Source organism: Streptomyces sp. AC512_CC834 (assembly GCF_019049325.1).
GTDB lineage: Bacteria > Actinomycetota > Actinomycetes > Streptomycetales > Streptomycetaceae > Streptomyces.
Genome location: NZ_JAGMUO010000023.1, coordinates 131,979 through 148,144 on the forward strand (window position 1 = coordinate 131,979; position 16,166 = coordinate 148,144).

Here is a 16,166-nt window from a genome sequence, read left to right on the forward strand (position 1 = left end):
GCCCGTCGTGGTGTCGAGGTGCCGTGGTGTCCGTGCTGCTGTCTCGAAGAGTCTGTCCGGAACAGGGGGTCGACCGCGCTGGTGTTCAGCGCACTCTTTTGCTGGGGAAAACCCCACCCCCGAGGGTCCGGTTCACCGCCCCCCAGCGGTGTAAAGCCAGATTAAGGACGTCACCGGGTCCGTCTCGTCCTCCGTCGGTACGAACCCTCCCCGAGCCGTAGTACGGAGGTACCCCTAGGGGCCGTCCACCCTCCGGTGGAGCGGACCTCGGGGTCGCCCTCCACCCCCAGACGCACCGAGCGTCCACCCTCCCGCCGCGTCAGGGGCAAGCGGGCGCTCACGGTGGCCACATACCGACCGATCAGTTTGGCCAAAACGCAGCGCGTTACCCAACTCGCGAGTAACGTGCGGGACCCCCACCCCCCACCTCCTGCGGTCCGCCGCTCGGACCCAAGCCGCGCAAGGAGAACCGGGATGTCCTACGACCCGTCCCCGTCGTACCGGCACGGACCACCACCACCGCCGTACGACCCACCGCCGTACGACCCACCGCCGTACGACCCATCGCCGTACGGCCCACCGTCCCACTCCACACCGCCGTACGCCCCGCCACCGCGGACCGGCCACCGGGCTCCCCGGCGCGATCCGCTCGGGCACCACAGCGACCTGCGGGTCCTGCGCAGCGCCTACCGTCGGCAGCGGCGCACCGCGACGCTCGCCGCGCTCGGCTACTTCACGCTGTTCCTGATCCTGTCCGCGTACGCACCCGGGGTCATGACCGGCACCGCCGCCGGCGGGCTGCCCACCGGACTGCTGCTCGCCCTGGTCCAACTCCCCGTCACCTGCCTGGCGATCGCGCTGTACGAGTACACCGCCCGGCGCCGCGTCGACCCGCTCGCGGACCGCATCCGCAAGGAGGCCGAACTGGACGCCAGGCGGGAGGCGGGGCGATGACAGGGCTCGCGACGACAGAGCTCGCGACGACGGAGTTCAGCGGCAACGCCCAGGCGATGTCCCTGGTGGGCTTCACGGCCGTCGCCACCGTCACGCTGCTGCTGTGCGTGATGACCGGCCCCGACCGGGACGACCTCGACGAGTTCTACACCGGGTACAGCTCCCTGTCCCCCATGCGCAACGGCCTCGCGATCGCCGGTGACTACATCTCGGCGGCGTCCGTCCTCGGAACGAGCGGCGTCATCGCCCTCTTCGGCCACGACGGCGTCGTGCTGGCGCTCAGCACCGCACTGTCGCTGATGCTGCTGATGTTCCTGCTGGCCGAACCCCTGCGCAACGCGGGCCGGTTCACTATGGGCGACGCGCTCGCCCGCCGGATGCCCGGGCGCGGGGTGCGCATCGTGGCCTGCGCCGTGACCATCGCGGCGCTGCTGCCGCTGATGCTGGTGCAGCTCGCGGGCACCGGCCAACTGCTCGCGTTCGTCCTCGGTTTCTCCGGCGAGTCGCTGCAGACCGGCTGCATCGTCGGCCTGGGCGTGCTGATGATCGGTTACGCGGCGATCGGCGGGATGAAGGGCACCGCACTCATCCAGATCCTCAAGATCGTGATGCTGCTCGGCTCGGGCGCCGTCGTCGCCGTACTGATCCTGAACCGCTTCGACTGGGACCCCGCCGCGCTGTTCGACACGGCGGCGGACCGCAGCGGCGTGGGTTCGGCGTTCCTGGACTCGGGACTCCAGTTCGCCGGCGGGCCCCACCCCGACGCGGACATGATCTCCTCGCAGCTCACCGTCGTCCTCGGCGGCGCCTGCCTCCCCCACGTCACCATGCGCATGTACACCGCGTCCTCCGCCCGCCAGGTGCGCCGCTCGATGTCCTGGGCGGTGTCCAGCGTGGCGCTGTTCGTGCTGGTCGTCACGGTCGTCGGCTTCGGCGCGGCGGCACTGGTCGGGCGGGCCGCCATCGCGGGGATCGACCCGCAGGGCAACACCGCCTATCTGCTGGGCTCGCAGGCGGCCTTCGGTGCGCGGGTGTCCACCGCGGAAACGTTCCTCTTCACCACGGTCACCACCGCGGTCTTCCTCACCCTGCTCGCCTCCGTCGGCGGCATGATCCTCGCCTGCGCCAACTCCCTGGCCCACGACGTCTTCGCCACCCGCGTACAGGAGATGTCCCCGCGCCGCGAGATGACCCTCGCCCGCGTCTCGGCGCTGGCCGTCGGCATCCCCGCGATCGTCCTGGCCACCCTCGTCCAGCACCGCAGCCTCCAGCCCCTGGTGACCCTGTCCTTCTGCCTGGGCGCCTCGGCCATCGCCCCCGCCCTGGTCTACGGCCTCTTCTGGCGCCGCTACACGCGCGCCGGACTGCTCTGGACCCTCATCGGGGGCTCAGTGGCCGTCCTGCTCCTGATGCCGGGCACCAACCTGGTCTCCGGCTCACCGGTCTCCGCCTTCCCCGAGGCCGACTTCAACTGGTTCCCGTTCACCACGACGGGCCTGGTCACCATCCCGCTGGGCTTCGCCTGCGGCTGGCTGGGCACGATGCTCTCCGGCCGGCGCAAGGCGCAGGAGCAGCGCCGCCACTACGAGGCGGTGGAGAGCTGGATCCTGGCGGGGGCGGTCCGCAGGGGCGACTGACGGTGCCGGTGCCGGTGCCAGCACCGTCAGTCGAGGAAGCGGGCCCCCGGCCTCACTCCACCGCCCGGCCCGTCAGCGAACTCAGATTGCTGCGTACACAGGCCATATGGGCCTGGAGTTCGTCCCACCGCTCACCGTGCTCACGCAGCACCCGTTCCGTCTCGCGGGCGATCCGCTCCTGACACACCCGGGCCTCGGCGACCACCTCGGCCGCCCGGGCCCGGGCCTCCTCCTGCCGCCGCCCGACCGCCTCCCGCGCGTCGGACAGGTCCTGTTCCGCCTCGCGCACCCCCTGTTCGGCGCGCGCCACCAACTCCTCGTGGTGGGCGTCCAGGGCCTGCGCGCGCTCGCCCTCGGTCCGCTCGGCGGCGGCCCACCGCTCGGCGAGCCCCCGGCGCTGCTCGGCCGACATCCCGGTCGTGCGCCTGCGCATCTCGCGCAGCGCGGAGAGCGCCTCCCCGCGCCCGGCCTTCACCTCGCGCCGCGCCTCGATCCGCGCCTCGTCGGCCTCCGCGCGCGCCGCGAGCAGCCGCTGCCTGGCCCGTTCGTCGGCCTCGTCGCGTACGGCGTCGGCGTGCGCCCGCGCCGCCTCCCGCACCCCGGCGGCGTGCGCCCGCGCGTCCTCCATCATCCCGTCGGCCGCATCACGCGCCCTCTCCCGTACGGCCTCGGCCTCTTCCCGGCCGAGCTGGAACAGGTGCCGCGCGCGCTCCCCGAGCGTCTCGTAGTCCTGCGGGGTGAGCTCTGCGACCACGTCCCACAGGTCCTCCAGCTCCTCCTCCATCTCCCGGGCCAGCACGGTGAGGCGGGCGGCCCGCTCCCAGGCTGCGTCACGGTCCTCGGAGAGTGCCGCCGCACACTTCTCCACCTGCTCGGGACGGTAGCCGCGCTCACGCCCGCGCCCGCGCCCGCGTACGGTCACGAAGCCGTGGGGAGACGCCGCCGCGCCGCTCATGCTCATCACACCCCTGTGGTGAACCTGCCGCACTAAATGGACTTAACCGACTTTATGGATCGGACGTAAGCCCTCATAATCCGACACACCGCACACAAAGGGCGGGGCCCGGTCGCCCTCACAGGTCGACCGGGCCCCGCCCCTCGGACACGTCAGCGGCGCGAGCGCCTCACAGCAGCCCGTCCCACATCTGCTCCAGCAGCACCGACCACCAGCTCTCGGGCGAGCCGAGCGCCGCCGGGTCCAGCGCGGCCAACTGCGCCTGGAAGTCCACCGTCCAACGGCCCGCCTGCTCCTGGTTCAGACCGAACCTGAGCCGCCACATCCGGCCCAGCAGCGCCAGGCAGCGCGCGAACTCCGGCAGCCCCGTGTTCACGAACTGCGGCGGCACGGGCGCACCGCCCGGACCCGCCTCCACCGGCACCGCCACGATGGCCGCCGTGCCGTACTGCACACAGATCGCCCGGCCGAAGTCACTGCCCACGACGAGGTACGACCCCGCGTCCGAGGCCGGCTGCACGCCCCGCTCGGCTGCCAGCTCCGCCAGCGTCGGCACCGGGCGCCCCGGCTGGGCCTGCGCCCAGAAGAACGGACCCATGTCCGACGGCAGCCCCGCGGCCACCAGCGTGTGCGCCACGACCGGCGGCACACCCTGCCGCGACACCGCGGCCTGCTCGAACCGGAAGACCCCAGGACCGAAGGCACCGCCCAGCTCCTGCCCGATGGCCTCCGGCGGAACCGGCGGCGCCGGCTGCACCTGCGGCAGCGGAGCACGCGCCGGCGCCGGGCGCGCCGGGCCGTCGGCCACCTGGTGCAGTTCGCCCTGGTGCGCCAGCAACTGCTGCATGCCCTGCTGCCGGCTCGCGTGGTCAAGGCCGTACGGCGCGATGGAGGTGATCCGCGCCTGCGGCCACTGCTCCCGGATCATCCGCGCGCAGTACGCACCCGGCAGCTCGCACGACTCCAGCTCCGTGTGCAGCTCCAGCACCTGGTCCGGCGGCACGTTCATGGAGCGCAGCTCGTGGAACATCTGCCACTCCGGGTGCGGCGTACCCGGCGCGGAACGCCGGATGAGCTGCTGCTCGGAACCGTCCTGCGCGCGGTAGCGCAGCACGGCCTGGTAGCCGGGACCGACGGTCGGCTGACCGGCGGGCTGCGGCGGATAACCGTACGCCGGCGGCTGACCTGGCACGGGCTGCCCCGGCGGCGGCACGGCACCGGGCGGCATGGGCTGCGCACCACCGGGGACACCCGGGGCACCGGGAGGCGGCGGAGGCGCACCGATACCACCGGGACCGCCCACGGAGGGCGAGGCCAGCACGGTCTGCGCATGGTGCACGGCACCGCCCGCACCACCCGAAGAGCCCTGCGGTCCCGCCGCACCCGGAACCCCGGGAGCGGCCGGCGGAGGCGGCGGCGCACCCGGCCCGGAAGGCGCACCCGGCACACCGGGAGCGCCGGGAACACCAGGGGCACCGGGGGCACCAGGAGCACCCGGAGCGCCGGGAGGCCCGGGGGGCCCGGGAGGCTGAGGGGTACCGCCGCCCGTCCGGCCCGGGTCGGCCAGCATCGTGGCGGCATGATGCATCCCGCCCGGCGCACTCGGCGGCGGTGTACCCGGCGTGCCCGGCGCACTCGGCGGAGGCGGTGTACCCGGCGCACCCTGTCCCTGTCCCTGTCCCGCCGGAGGCTGCGGGGCATTGGGCGGAGGCGGCGTGCCCGGGCCGCCCGGTCCCTCGGGTCCGAGCGACGACACCAGTTGCGTCGGCACATAGCCACCCGCCGGCGGCGGCGTACCCGGCGCGGGAGTCCCCGACGGCGCGGGCGTGCTCCCCGGGCGCGCGCCCGGCACACCCGGGGCGCTCGGCGGAGGCGGCGCGCCCGCACCACCGCCACGGCGCGGCGGAGGCGCCGCCTTGCTGGTCGCGGCGTCGGCGATGTCCCCGGCGTTCGGCGCGAGCGGCCGGGGCGGCGTGGCGGGCGCACCCGAAGCGGCGGACGGCTGGGCCGCGGGCGGCGTCGGCGGCCCGGGCGGCGGCGTACCCGCCCCGGCGGGCGGCGGCGTACCCGGCCCAGCGGGCGATGCTGGCGCGGCCGGCGCGTTCGGGTCGCCGAGCGCCGGGGAGAGCGCCGTCGGCGGAAGCCCGCTGCCGCCCGACATCAGCGCCGTCTTGGCGTCCGGTGTCGCCGAGGGCGGCGGCGTGTCGTCGTCATCACCGCTCAGCGGCGGCGAGAACACGGTCTGGGGCAACGGTACGGAACGGTCCTCACCGGCGTCCGCGTTGGTGTCCGTCCCCGCCCACGGAGTCGCCCCGGCAGGCGCACCCGGCGCCCCGGACACACCCGCGTCCACGCCGGAGCCACCGGCACTCGCCCCCGCGGCCGGCCACCCCGCACCGCTCCCCTGAACGCTCCCCTGCGCACCCGCCGATGCCACAGGGGGAGCCGACGGCACACCGCCCTGCGTCTCGGGAAGCGCGCCACCGGCGCCACCGGCACCCCCAGTGTCACCACCGCCCTGGTCACCCCGCCGGTGATCCGGAATGCCGATCCTGTCCGCCGCCTCCTGCAACCACTCCGGCGGACTCAGCAAAAACGACGTCTGATTCAGGTCCACCCGTGCCGCGGGCGCCGACACAGGCGCCGCGGCCTCCTCCGGACGGCCGTACTCCTCCTCGTACCGGCGGATCACCTCACCCACCGGCAACGAGGGCCACAGCGTCGCCTCGCCGCTGTCCCGGGCGATCACCAACCGCTGCGCACCCCCGTCCGAACGCGGACCGTCCGCCCGGTCCTCGGCCCACACCACGAACCCGAGGTCGAACTCCCGCACCCGCACCTCGCGGTGCTGGTACGCCGGCAACTCGCCGTTGACCCACTCCTCCGCGCGCTCCTGCGCCTTCGCGTACGTCACCATCGTCCGCTCACTCCCCTACAGACGCCGACGTCACGGGCACCGCACGCGCGAAACCGCCGTCCACCATCAGGTTCGCCACCGTCTCCAGCTCCGGCGGGGACCCCGCCAGCCGCGACAGGAACGCGTCGAAGTCCTCACCACAGGCCAGCAGCAGCCGCTCCACGCGATCGGCCGGCGGCCACGACGGATCCACGTCTCGCACATCGTCGTAGGCGCAGAACCACACCGAACCGATCCGCTCACCCTTCACCTTCACGGCGAGCAGACCGCCCTGGACGAAGGCGACACCCAGGTAGTCCTTCGTCAGATGGTCCCGCAGACACTTGTTGACATAGACCAGGTCATTGACCGCCGCCTCCTCACGCACCGTGAAAAACGGCTGATCCACCAGCAGCCCCAGCTCCGCGTCGAGCGCGGTACCCACCGGCGCACAGCCACCCGCCGCCTTCAGGAACGACCGGTACGCGCCCGGCAGCCGGTACCCGAGGTCCTCCTCGACACCCTGCACCTGCTGCTCCGTGACGGCGACACCCGACTTCGGCAGACCGAAGTGCGCCGGACGCGTCTCCTGCAACGGCCGCGTGCCCCGCTTGCCCTGGTCCACCGCCGCCGTCGAGATCCCGCCGTGGTGACGCAGCAGCGCCTTCACCTCGACCGGCACCAGTTCCATCCGCCGCGAGCCGGCCGCGTGATGCCACGTCCAGCCGTGCGGTGTCGCCACCGCCGGCACCGTGTCCCACAGCTCGTGCCCCGACGCCGACAGGGCCGCGTTGGCCGACACGTAGTCCGTCAGCCGCAGCTCGTCGACGCCGAACCCCTCCGGCGGATCCGCGATCTCCGCGACCGCGCGGGCGTACGGCGAGAAGACCGGGAAACCGCCCTCATCCATCCGTACCCCTCTCGGGTGACGGGCCGCCCGCACCGGATCCGGGAAATGCACGACCTGCCCGGCATAGGCCGCGTTCGGCGGCGCGGCTTGCTGCCCGAGCCGACCTGTCGTCATGGCGGTTGCCCCCTGCGGCGTCTGTCTGCTGTCTGCTGTCTGATCTGTCTGCACTGTCTGCCCTGTCCGGTCACCGCACGCGATCGCGGCGCCGACGGCACAGTGCCGACAGCCTATGCGGTACGGCGAGAGGGGTCACCGGCACCGGACCCCGCACCGGACACCCACGCCTCCGCTTCCGTGACCAGCCGTCACCCTCTCGTGACACACCGCCCATACCCGGGCGTGTCGCCACGCCCCAGCTTCCACAGCAGCCACGAGATTTGGCACTCTGTGACCTTCGGGGGGATGCTCAGGAGGGGAAGACGATCATGAGTGCGACACAGACGGGACCCGACACCGGGCGGTCCGACGACCCCCGCGGCGGCGATCCCCGCATCGGCTGGAGCAGCACCGACGCCCAGCACGCCCCCACCCTCCGGCACCGCCGCGACGGCATACTCCCGACCGTCGCCGCCGCCCTTTCCGTACGCGGCACCACCCTCACCGGCACCGCCACACGCGCCGACGCGCCACCCGCCCTGCACCATCTCGTCCAGGACTTCCTCGACACCCTCACCAACGGCCAACGAGACCGTTACACCGGCCGCTGCGCCGAGACCATCCTCATCTCACGGCACCTGGCCACCGCCGACGCCGCCCGCAGCAAACGCGCCGCACGAAAACCCATGACCAACGGCGAAGCCCGCAAAGCACTCAAACACGCCAAACTCACCACCCGCCGCATCCGCGAGGACGGCGACCCCCTCCACGGCGCCTTCGCCGCACCCTGCCGCGCCTGCGCCGCCCTCAGCGCCCACTTCGGCGTCCGCGTCGTCGACCCCACGGCGCACGAGGACTGACACCCCGCCGACCGCCGACCGACGACCGACGCCGACGCCGACGCCGACGACCGAGACGAACCAAGGGCCGATGCAAGCCGACCGCACCTCCACCACCCGCTTCCCCGTCCCCGTCGACGCCGCACTGCGCGACGCCGGCTGGCAACCCGGACGCTGGGACATCAAGCAGGCCGAGATCTGGGCCGACACCCTGCGCGAACACACCTCACCCGCGGGACACCGCCACACGGTCTTCCCCGCCGCAGTGGAAGCCTGGGCCGAATTCGGCGGCCTCCACATCGCCCCCACAGGACCCGGCCGCCAGAACGCCCCCGCGACGCTGCACCTGGACCCCCTGCACGGCCTCCACATGGCCCGCACCCTCGGCGACCTCGGCCGCGCCCTCGACACCCGGACCTGCCCGCTCGGCACCGAGACCGACAGCCAGGCCCTCGTCGCCATCGACACCGAAGGCCGCGTCTACGTCCTCGACCACACCGGCGACTGGTACCTCGGCCCCGACATCGACTCCGCCCTCGCCACCCTCGTCGCCGGCACCCAGCCCACCCGCCTCACCACCGCCTGACCCGACCACGCGACGGCACGCCACGCCACGCCTACGACGCCGGAATCACCGCCGACACCCGAAAGCCCCCCGCATCGGTCGGCCCCGACACGAACACCCCACCCAGAGCAGCCACCCGCTCCTTCATCCCCACCAGCCCGTTGCCACCCGACGGCAACCGCGCCGACGCCGCCGCCGAGACCTCAGGCGGCGACTCGTTCTCCACCTGCATCGCGATCTCCGAGACCCGATGCGCCAGCCGCACATACGTCTTCGCACCCGCCGCATGCTTGTGCACGTTCGTCAGCGCCTCCTGCACCACCCGGAACGCCGTCGACTCCACCTCCGCCGCATACGCGCGCTCCTCCCCCTCCACGGACAGGTCCACGACCATCCCGGCCGCCTCCGACTGCCCGATCAACTCATCCAACTCCGACAGCGACGGCCCGTCCGGCGACGGCTCCCCGTCCTCCGCCGCCCGCGAGGCCGCCGCCGCCGCGGCCACCCCCACCGCCGCCAACGGCACCGACGCCCGCTCCGCACGCACACCGTCCCCGCCGCTGCGCAGCACCCCGAGCATCTCCCGCAACTCCGTCAGCGCCTGCCGCCCCATGTCCCCCACCAGAGCCGCGTTCCGCACCGCCTTCTCCGGATCCTTCCGCGCCACCGCCTGAAGCGCGGCCGCATGCACCACCATCAGACTCACCCGATGCGCGACCACGTCGTGCATCTCCCGCGCGATCCGCGTCCGCTCCTCACCACGCGCCCACTCCGCACGCTCCTCCGCCCGCTCCGCGAGCAACTGCAACTCCCGCTCCAGGCTGTCCGCCCGCTCCCGCAGACTCTCCATCAACCGACGCCGCTGCCCCACGTACAGACCCAGCAACAACGGGGGCGCGGTCATCCCCAGGGACGTCGCGATCGACGCGAACGGAAGGAACCAGTCCCCCAGCTCCAGGCCGTCCCGCGTCATGTCCTGCCCCAGCCGCACGAACGTCACGATCAACGTCCCCAGGAACGTCATCCCGGCCAGGGCCCCGATGATCCGCCGCGGCAACTCCGACGCCGCCAGCGTGTACAGGCCGACGACACCCATCAGGAAACCCATCTCGGCCGGCGTGATGGCAATCCCCACCAGCACCACCGCGATCGGCCACTTCCGCCGCACCACCAGCACCGAACCGGCCAGCAGCCCGAACACCACACCCATCGCGAGCGGGATCCCGGCGTCCCGCGCGAACGGAACCCCCTCCGCCGCGCACTCCAGCGCGGACACGGCACCGAGGCTCACATCGAGCACCGCGCCGCGCCGCCTGTCCCACCACCAAGGCCCTCCCCGGGCCGGCACGTGGTCTTCCCCCGTCGTGGTCATGCCTCCAGCCTACGGGCGCGCGCCGCCCCTTTTCCGGTGACTTTCGACAAACGATAGGACGCGATATCCCTCGAACTGGTGAACCCCGGGCCGTTCACCTCCGGAAGCGAGGATTCCGGCCGGACGGTATGCCCATGGCACTTTCACACAACAAGTACGCGGACTTCGAGGGCTTGCGGGAGCGGGCGGTCGCGCTGCGGCGCGAGGGGCTCAGCCGACGCCAGATCCGCGACCGGCTCCACGTCGACAACAACGACATCCTCAACCGGCTCCTGGAGGGCGAGCCGCCTCCCGAGTGGACGAAGCGCCCGAACGCGAAGGACGACGTGAGGGAGCGGGCACGGGAGCTACGGCGTCAGGGCTGGACGTACGACCAGATCCAGGTGGAGCTGGGGTGCAGCAAGAGTTCGATCTCACTGTGGGTACGGGACTTGCCGAAGCCGGAGCGACGGCAGCGGACACGTGAGGAAGCGTCGGCGATCGCCAAGCGCGGCTGGGAGGCGACGCTGCGTCTTCGAGAAGAGGAACGTCAGCGAACCAAGCGGGCAGCAACCCAGGAGATCGCGCAAATGACCGACCGTGAGCTGTTCCTGGTGGGCGTGGGTCTCTACTGGGCCGAAGGCTCCAAGAGCAAGCCATATCGGCGACAGGAGCGGGTTACCTTCGTCAACAGCGACCCCGACATGATCACGCTCTTCCTCGCCTGGCTGCGCCTGCTCGGCGTTGAGCCGGGGCGCCTCAAGTTCGCCGTGCAGATCCACGAGACCGCCGACGTGGCAGGCGCCGAGCAGTTCTGGACAGACCATGTGGGCATTGAACGGACAGCGCTTCGCAAGACGACGCTGAAGAAGCACAACCCCAGCACGAACCGCAAGAACACTGACGAGACCTACTACGGCTGCCTCCGCGTCGATGTCCGCGGTGGAGCCGATTTGTACCGTCGCATCGAAGGCTGGTGGTCTGGCATGGTGGTGGAGGCCAAGCGGCGAACCGCGTAGGCTGCCACCGGTAATCCCCCGTGGTGTAATCGGCAACACGCGTCGCTTTGGACGATGTATTTCAGGTTCGAGTCCTGGCGGGGGAGCCGTGCTCGGTTCGGGCCCTGACCTCCAGGTCAGGGCCCGCACTCATGTCCGCCACAAACCACCCCGGTATCCTGCGGATGTCCACCCCCACCCCCCTCAAAGCCGAAGGGCATCCCGTGAGCGCCATTCGCCCGGCAGCCGTCGTCGTTCTCGCAGCGGGTGAGGGCACCCGTATGAAGTCGGCCACACCCAAGGTCCTGCACGAGCTGTGCGGCCGGTCCCTCGTCGGGCATGTGCTCGCCGCCGCCGATGAGCTGGACCCCGAGAACCTGGTCGCCGTCGTCGGGCACGCCCGCGAGAAGGTCACCGCGCACCTCGCCGAGGTCGCCCCCGCCGTACGCACCGCCGTCCAGGAGCAGCAGAACGGCACCGGGCACGCCGTGCGGATGGGTCTGGAGGTGTTGGGCGGTGCCGTGGACGGGACCGTGGTCGTGGTGTGCGGCGATACTCCCCTCCTCACCGGCGGGACGCTTCAGGCCCTGGCCGCCACGCACTCTGCCGACGGGAACGCCGTCACGGTGCTGACGGCCGAGGTGCCGGATGCGACGGGGTATGGCCGGATCGTGCGGGACGGGGCGTCCGGTGCCGTCACCGGGATCGTGGAGCACAAGGACGCCTCCGAGTCGCAGCGGGCGATCCGGGAGATCAACTCCGGGGTGTTCGCGTTCGACGGGCGGTTGCTCGCCGATGCGCTGGGCAAGGTGCGGACGGACAACAGTCAGGGTGAGGAGTACCTGACGGATGTGCTCGGGATTCTGCGTGAGGCGGGGCACCGGGTCGGTGCGTCGGTGGCGGGTGATCATCGGGAGATCGCGGGGATCAACAATCGGGTGCAGTTGTCCGAGGCCCGTCGGATCCTCAATGACCGGCTGTTGACGCGGGCGATGCTGGCGGGTGTGACGGTTGTCGACCCGGCGACGACGTGGGTCGATGTGACGGTGACGTTCGAGCAGGATGTGGTCGTGCAGCCGGGTACGCAGTTGCACGGCTCGACGCATCTCGCCGAGGGTTGCGAGGTCGGGCCCAATTCCCGTCTCACGGACACCAGGGTGGGTGCGGGTGCGCGGGTGGACAACACGGTCGCGTTCAGTTCCCGGGTCGGTCCGGAGGCGAGTGTGGGTCCGTACGCGTATCTGCGTCCGGGTACCCGGCTGGGTCTGAAGGCCAAGATCGGTACGTATGTGGAGACGAAGAACGCTTCGATCGGTGAGGGGACGAAGATCCCGCACCTCTCCTACGTGGGTGACGCGACGATCGGGGAGTTCACGAACATCGGTGCCGCGAGTGTGTTCGTGAACTACGACGGGGAGAGCAAGCATCACACGACCGTCGGTTCTCACTGCAAGACGGGTTCGGACAACATGTTTGTGGCTCCCGTCACGGTCGGGGACGGTGCCTACACGGCCGCCGGCTCGGTGATCACGAAGGATGTGCCGCCCGGTTCGCTGGCCGTGGCCCGTGGCCAGCAGCGGAATATCGAGGGTTGGGTGGCTCGGAAGCGTCCGGGGAGCGCGGCGGCGAAGGCGGCCGAGGCGGTGTCCCGTGAGGCGGGTGGCGAGGACTGACCGGAAACCGTCGCGTCGAACACGGCGTACCGTGATAAGTGCACATCCGCACCCCACTAGCTGAGACGCCTCCCGCAGCCAGCCGGGAGGGCGTTCTGGACGCTCAGCTGCGAAACCTCTGAGGAGAAAGTGCTGTGACCGGGATCAAGACGACCGGCGAGAAGAAGCTGATGTTCTTCTCCGGCCGCGCCCACCCCGAGCTTGCCGAGGAGGTCGCCCAGCAGTTGGGTGTCGGGGTTGTCCCGACGAAGGCCTTCGACTTCGCGAACGGCGAGATCTATGTGCGTTATCAGGAGTCGGCGCGAGGTGCGGACTGTTTTCTGATCCAGAGCCATACGGCTCCGATCAATAAGTGGATCATGGAGCAGTTGATCATGATCGATGCGCTGAAGCGCGCGTCGGCCCGCTCCATCACGGTCATCGTGCCGTTCTACGGTTACGCGCGGCAGGACAAGAAGCACCGGGGACGTGAACCGATCTCGGCGCGTCTGATCGCCGATCTGATGAAGACGGCGGGTGCGGACCGGATTCTGACCGTGGATCTGCACACGGACCAGATCCAGGGCTTCTTCGACGGTCCGGTGGACCACCTGTTCGCGCTGCCGCTGCTCGCGGACTACGTGGGTGCGCAGGTGGACCGTTCGAAGCTGACGGTGGTGTCTCCGGACGCGGGCCGGGTGCGGGTGGCGGACCGTTGGTGCGACCGGTTGGGCGCGCCGCTGGCGATCGTGCACAAGCGGCGTGACAAGGACGTGGCGAACCAGGTCACGGTGCATGAGGTCGTCGGTGATGTGAAGGGCCGGATCTGTGTTCTGGTCGATGACATGATCGACACCGGTGGCACGATCTGTGCCGCGGCGGACGCGTTGTTCGCGCATGGTGCGGAGGATGTCATCGTGACGGCGACGCATGGTGTGCTGTCGGGTCCGGCGGCGGATCGGCTGAAGAACTCGAAGGTGAGCGAGTTCGTGTTCACGGACACGTTGCCGACGCCGAACGAGTTGGAGCTGGACAAGATCACGGTGCTGTCGATCGCGCCGACGATCGCGCGTGCGGTGCGTGAGGTGTTCGAGGACGGTTCGGTGACGAGCCTGTTCGACGAGCAGTAACCGTTCTGCAGGTCTGCGGGGCGTCGCCGCTTGCGTGAAGCGTGAATCGTGATGCCTGAAGCCTGATCGTTTTGGGTACGGCCTTCTTCTCCGAGTAGACTGCTGAAGTTGCTCGGCGAGGGAGGCCGTACGCGTCGTTTTGAGGGCGTGTGCCGGCTGTCCGTTATCGACGCGCTCTTCGTAGCAGGCCGTTCGTGGCCGGGTGACCACGTCCGTTCCTGATTTTTCTACGAGGAGTGATCATGCCCGAGGTGAAGCTCACCGCCGTGACGCGTACCGAGTTCGGTAAGGGTGCCGCGCGTCGTATCCGTCGTGACGACAAGGTTCCCGGTGTGCTGTACGGCCACGGTTCGGACCCGCTGCACCTGACTCTTCCGGGTCACGACCTGCTGATGGCGCTGCGTACGTCGAACGTGCTGATCGCGCTGGACATCGATGGCAAGACCAACGAGCTGGCGATCCCGAAGTCGGTCCAGCGTGACCCGATCAAGGGCTTCCTGGAGCACGTCGACCTGCAGTTGGTGAAGCGCGGCGAGACCGTGTCGGTCGAGATCCCGGTGCAGGCCGAGGGCGAGCTGGCCCCCGGTGGTTTCCTGCTGGAGTACGTCCTGGACGCGCTGCCGGTCGAGGCCGAGGCCACGCACATTCCGCAGCAGGTCACCGTGTCGGTGGCGGGTCTGGAGGCCGGTGCCTCGATCCACGCCAAGGACATCGCGCTGCCGTCCGGTGTGAAGCTGGACGTGGACGGCGACACCGTGGTGCTGCAGGTTCTGTCGGCGCAGGCCGAGGAGGCTCCCGCCGAGGGTGAGGGCGAGGGCGAGACGGCCGCCGAGGCCTGATCCTCGCTGCCGTCATCGTTTGGTCGGCCGCTGTTCCCGTGCGGGGCAGCGGCCGACGCCGTATGTGTGGACTGGTCCTGGGTAAGGAGACATGGACGTGACGACGGACGCGGGCGCTCCCTGGCTGGTGGCCGGCCTCGGTAATCCGGGGCCCGAGTACGCCTCGAACCGGCACAACGTGGGTTTCATGGTGGCGGATCTGCTGGCGGAGCGGATCGGGGCGCGGTTCAAGCGGCACGGCAAGGCGCAGGCTCAGGTGGTCGAGGGGCGGATCGGTCCGCCGGGGCCGGGCGGTCGGCGGGTGATCCTGGCGAAGCCGATGTCGTTCATGAACGTGTCGGGCGGGCCGGTGACGGCGTTGCGGGACTTCTACAAGGTGCCGGTCGGCAACATCGTGGCGGTGCACGACGAGTTGGACATCGACTACGGCGTGCTGCGGTTGAAGCTGGGCGGCGGGGACAACGGGCACAACGGGTTGAAGTCGATCACGAAGTCGCTGGGTGCGGAGTATCACCGGGTGCGGTTCGGGATCGGTCGGCCGCCGGGGCGGATGCAGGTGGCGGATTTCGTGCTGCGGGACTTCTCGTCGGCGGAGCGCAAGGAGCTGGACTACTTCGTGGACCGGGCGGCGGACGCGGTGGAGGCTCTGGTGATCGAGGGTCTGGAGCGGGCGCAGACCGCGTACAACTCCTGACTTGTCCGTCGATGGTTCGTGGGTGAGTTGACCGAGCGCGCAGGTATGGCCAATGATCCCGGCCATGCCTGCCTCTGCCGCCGCCGTCCGTCCTCGTCAGGGCTCGTCCGCCGTGCTGCGGTTCGGCCGGATCGCGGCGATGGGGACGGTGACGGCGCTGATTCTGATCGCGGGTGTGTGGGCGTCGTGGGGTACGGCGCAGTACGTGCTGCTGACCAAGGGGCGGGAGCGGGGCACGGTCGAGGTGACGGGGTGCGGCGGGGGTTCGTGCAGTGGGCCGTACTCGCCGGTGTCGGCGGGGTCGCAGGCGCGGGAGCGGGTCGTCATCGAGGACTCCGTCGCCGTGGCGAAGGGCCGGACGTATGCGGTGGTGGTGAAGCCCGGCAGCGACGAGGTGGTGCGTTCGGGTCCGGCCGGGGTGCTGTACGCGTGGGTGCCGTGGGGCGGGGCGTTGTTGCTGGCGTCGGTGGTGGTGGCCGGTGGGTTGCGGCGGACGCGGGTGGCGTGGGGGATGGCGGGGGCGGGTGTGGCGTTGCTGACGGCGGCGTTCTTCGCGGTCTGAGGTCCCGGCGTATGGCGTACGGCTACGGCGTATGGCGTACGTCGTACACCGGGTGACGTGAACGTGACGGTGCCCCCGCGCTCCTGGG

14 protein-coding genes and 1 tRNA gene are annotated in these 16,166 nt (G+C 70.9%); 11 read left to right on the forward strand and 4 right to left on the reverse strand.

The window, feature by feature from the left end; translation table 11 throughout:
* Positions 1 to 474 precede the first annotated feature (474 nt).
* Together KUM40_RS08760 and KUM40_RS08765 are read left to right on the forward strand one after the other, a co-directional pair.
* Complete coding sequence (locus KUM40_RS08760; RefSeq protein WP_217164694.1) at positions 475 to 954, forward strand: DUF485 domain-containing protein; 480 nt, start codon at positions 475 to 477, stop codon at positions 952 to 954.
* Positions 951 to 2,591, forward strand: a complete 1,641-nt coding sequence (locus KUM40_RS08765; protein WP_217164696.1) for a cation acetate symporter — start codon at positions 951 to 953, stop codon at positions 2,589 to 2,591. The genes KUM40_RS08760 and KUM40_RS08765 overlap by 4 nt, the downstream gene beginning before the upstream one ends.
* Positions 2,592 to 2,643: 52 nt before the next feature.
* On the opposite strand, the gene KUM40_RS08770 is transcribed toward KUM40_RS08765, so the two are convergent.
* The 3 genes from KUM40_RS08770 to KUM40_RS41140 all read right to left on the reverse strand — a co-directional run bounded on the left by KUM40_RS08770 (position 2,644) and on the right by KUM40_RS41140 (position 7,466).
* Positions 2,644 to 3,546 carry a cellulose-binding protein gene (locus tag KUM40_RS08770; RefSeq protein WP_217164774.1) on the reverse strand — a complete coding sequence of 301 codons (903 nt, stop codon included), beginning with the start codon at positions 3,544 to 3,546 and terminating at the stop codon, positions 2,644 to 2,646.
* A gap of 169 nt (positions 3,547 to 3,715) precedes the next feature.
* The gene (locus KUM40_RS08775) at positions 3,716 to 6,463 is read right to left on the reverse strand and encodes an SUKH-4 family immunity protein (protein WP_217164699.1); all 2,748 of its coding nucleotides are present in this window, start codon (positions 6,461 to 6,463) and stop codon (positions 3,716 to 3,718) included.
* A gap of 7 nt (positions 6,464 to 6,470) precedes the next feature.
* Complete coding sequence (locus KUM40_RS41140; protein WP_217164701.1) at positions 6,471 to 7,466, reverse strand: SMI1/KNR4 family protein; 996 nt, start codon at positions 7,464 to 7,466, stop codon at positions 6,471 to 6,473.
* Positions 7,467 to 7,777: 311 nt separating this feature from the next.
* On the opposite strand from KUM40_RS41140, the gene KUM40_RS08785 reads away from it, so the two are divergent.
* Positions 7,778 to 8,308, forward strand: a complete 531-nt coding sequence (locus tag KUM40_RS08785; protein WP_217164702.1) for a YwqJ-related putative deaminase — start codon at positions 7,778 to 7,780, stop codon at positions 8,306 to 8,308.
* A 70-nt stretch (positions 8,309 to 8,378) separates the two neighbouring features.
* Entirely contained in the window at positions 8,379 to 8,873 is a 495-nt protein-coding gene (locus KUM40_RS08790; protein ID WP_217164704.1) for an SUKH-3 domain-containing protein, read from the forward strand.
* 31 nt (positions 8,874 to 8,904) lie between these two features.
* Here the strand turns inward: KUM40_RS08790 and KUM40_RS08795 are convergent, their stop codons facing one another.
* Positions 8,905 to 10,224, reverse strand: coding sequence for a sensor histidine kinase (locus KUM40_RS08795; RefSeq protein WP_217164706.1), 1,320 nt, complete (start codon positions 10,222 to 10,224; stop codon positions 8,905 to 8,907).
* Positions 10,225 to 10,358: 134 nt separating this feature from the next.
* Here KUM40_RS08795 and KUM40_RS08800 point away from each other — a divergent pair, with 134 nt between their 5' ends.
* The 7 genes from KUM40_RS08800 to KUM40_RS08830 all read left to right on the forward strand — a co-directional run bounded on the left by KUM40_RS08800 (position 10,359) and on the right by KUM40_RS08830 (position 16,078).
* The gene (locus KUM40_RS08800; protein ID WP_217164708.1) at positions 10,359 to 11,222 is read left to right on the forward strand and encodes a hypothetical protein; all 864 of its coding nucleotides are present in this window, start codon (positions 10,359 to 10,361) and stop codon (positions 11,220 to 11,222) included.
* Positions 11,223 to 11,236: 14 nt separating this feature from the next.
* Positions 11,237 to 11,308, forward strand: a tRNA-Gln gene (locus tag KUM40_RS08805).
* Positions 11,309 to 11,425: 117 nt separating this feature from the next.
* On the forward strand, positions 11,426 to 12,874 hold the full coding sequence (gene glmU / locus KUM40_RS08810) for a bifunctional UDP-N-acetylglucosamine diphosphorylase/glucosamine-1-phosphate N-acetyltransferase GlmU (RefSeq protein ID WP_217164710.1): 1,449 nt from the start codon (positions 11,426 to 11,428) through the stop codon (positions 12,872 to 12,874).
* Positions 12,875 to 13,008: 134 nt separating this feature from the next.
* Entirely contained in the window at positions 13,009 to 13,983 is a 975-nt protein-coding gene (locus KUM40_RS08815; protein WP_217164711.1) for a ribose-phosphate diphosphokinase, read from the forward strand.
* Between the two features lie 242 nt (positions 13,984 to 14,225).
* Positions 14,226 to 14,822, forward strand: coding sequence for a 50S ribosomal protein L25/general stress protein Ctc (locus KUM40_RS08820; RefSeq protein WP_217164713.1), 597 nt, complete (start codon positions 14,226 to 14,228; stop codon positions 14,820 to 14,822).
* 91 nt (positions 14,823 to 14,913) lie between these two features.
* Positions 14,914 to 15,516, forward strand: coding sequence for an aminoacyl-tRNA hydrolase (pth, locus tag KUM40_RS08825; RefSeq protein ID WP_217164715.1), 603 nt, complete (start codon positions 14,914 to 14,916; stop codon positions 15,514 to 15,516).
* Between the two features lie 52 nt (positions 15,517 to 15,568).
* On the forward strand, positions 15,569 to 16,078 hold the full coding sequence (locus KUM40_RS08830; RefSeq protein ID WP_217164717.1) for a hypothetical protein: 510 nt from the start codon (positions 15,569 to 15,571) through the stop codon (positions 16,076 to 16,078).
* The last annotated feature ends 88 nt before the right edge of the window (positions 16,079 to 16,166 follow it).

What these genes read in the sequence shown, in the direction of transcription:
- KUM40_RS08785 (WP_217164702.1), top strand. Translation starts at nt 7,778, where the DNA reads ATGAGTGCGACACAGACGGGACCCGACACCGGGCGGTCCGACGACCCC.
- KUM40_RS08830 (WP_217164717.1), top strand. Translation starts at nt 15,569, where the DNA reads ATGATCCCGGCCATGCCTGCCTCTGCCGCCGCCGTCCGTCCTCGTCAG.
- KUM40_RS08790 (WP_217164704.1), top strand. Translation starts at nt 8,379, where the DNA reads ATGCAAGCCGACCGCACCTCCACCACCCGCTTCCCCGTCCCCGTCGAC.
- KUM40_RS41140 (WP_217164701.1), bottom strand. Translation starts at nt 7,466, where the DNA reads ATGACGACAGGTCGGCTCGGGCAGCAAGCCGCGCCGCCGAACGCGGCC.
- KUM40_RS08800 (WP_217164708.1), top strand. Translation starts at nt 10,359, where the DNA reads ATGGCACTTTCACACAACAAGTACGCGGACTTCGAGGGCTTGCGGGAG.
- KUM40_RS08760 (WP_217164694.1), top strand. Translation starts at nt 475, where the DNA reads ATGTCCTACGACCCGTCCCCGTCGTACCGGCACGGACCACCACCACCG.
- KUM40_RS08765 (WP_217164696.1), top strand. Translation starts at nt 951, where the DNA reads ATGACAGGGCTCGCGACGACAGAGCTCGCGACGACGGAGTTCAGCGGC.
- pth (WP_217164715.1), top strand. Translation starts at nt 14,914, where the DNA reads ATGGACGTGACGACGGACGCGGGCGCTCCCTGGCTGGTGGCCGGCCTC.
- KUM40_RS08775 (WP_217164699.1), bottom strand. Translation starts at nt 6,463, where the DNA reads ATGGTGACGTACGCGAAGGCGCAGGAGCGCGCGGAGGAGTGGGTCAAC.
- KUM40_RS08820 (WP_217164713.1), top strand. Translation starts at nt 14,226, where the DNA reads ATGCCCGAGGTGAAGCTCACCGCCGTGACGCGTACCGAGTTCGGTAAG.
- KUM40_RS08795 (WP_217164706.1), bottom strand. Translation starts at nt 10,224, where the DNA reads ATGACCACGACGGGGGAAGACCACGTGCCGGCCCGGGGAGGGCCTTGG.
- KUM40_RS08770 (WP_217164774.1), bottom strand. Translation starts at nt 3,546, where the DNA reads ATGAGCGGCGCGGCGGCGTCTCCCCACGGCTTCGTGACCGTACGCGGG.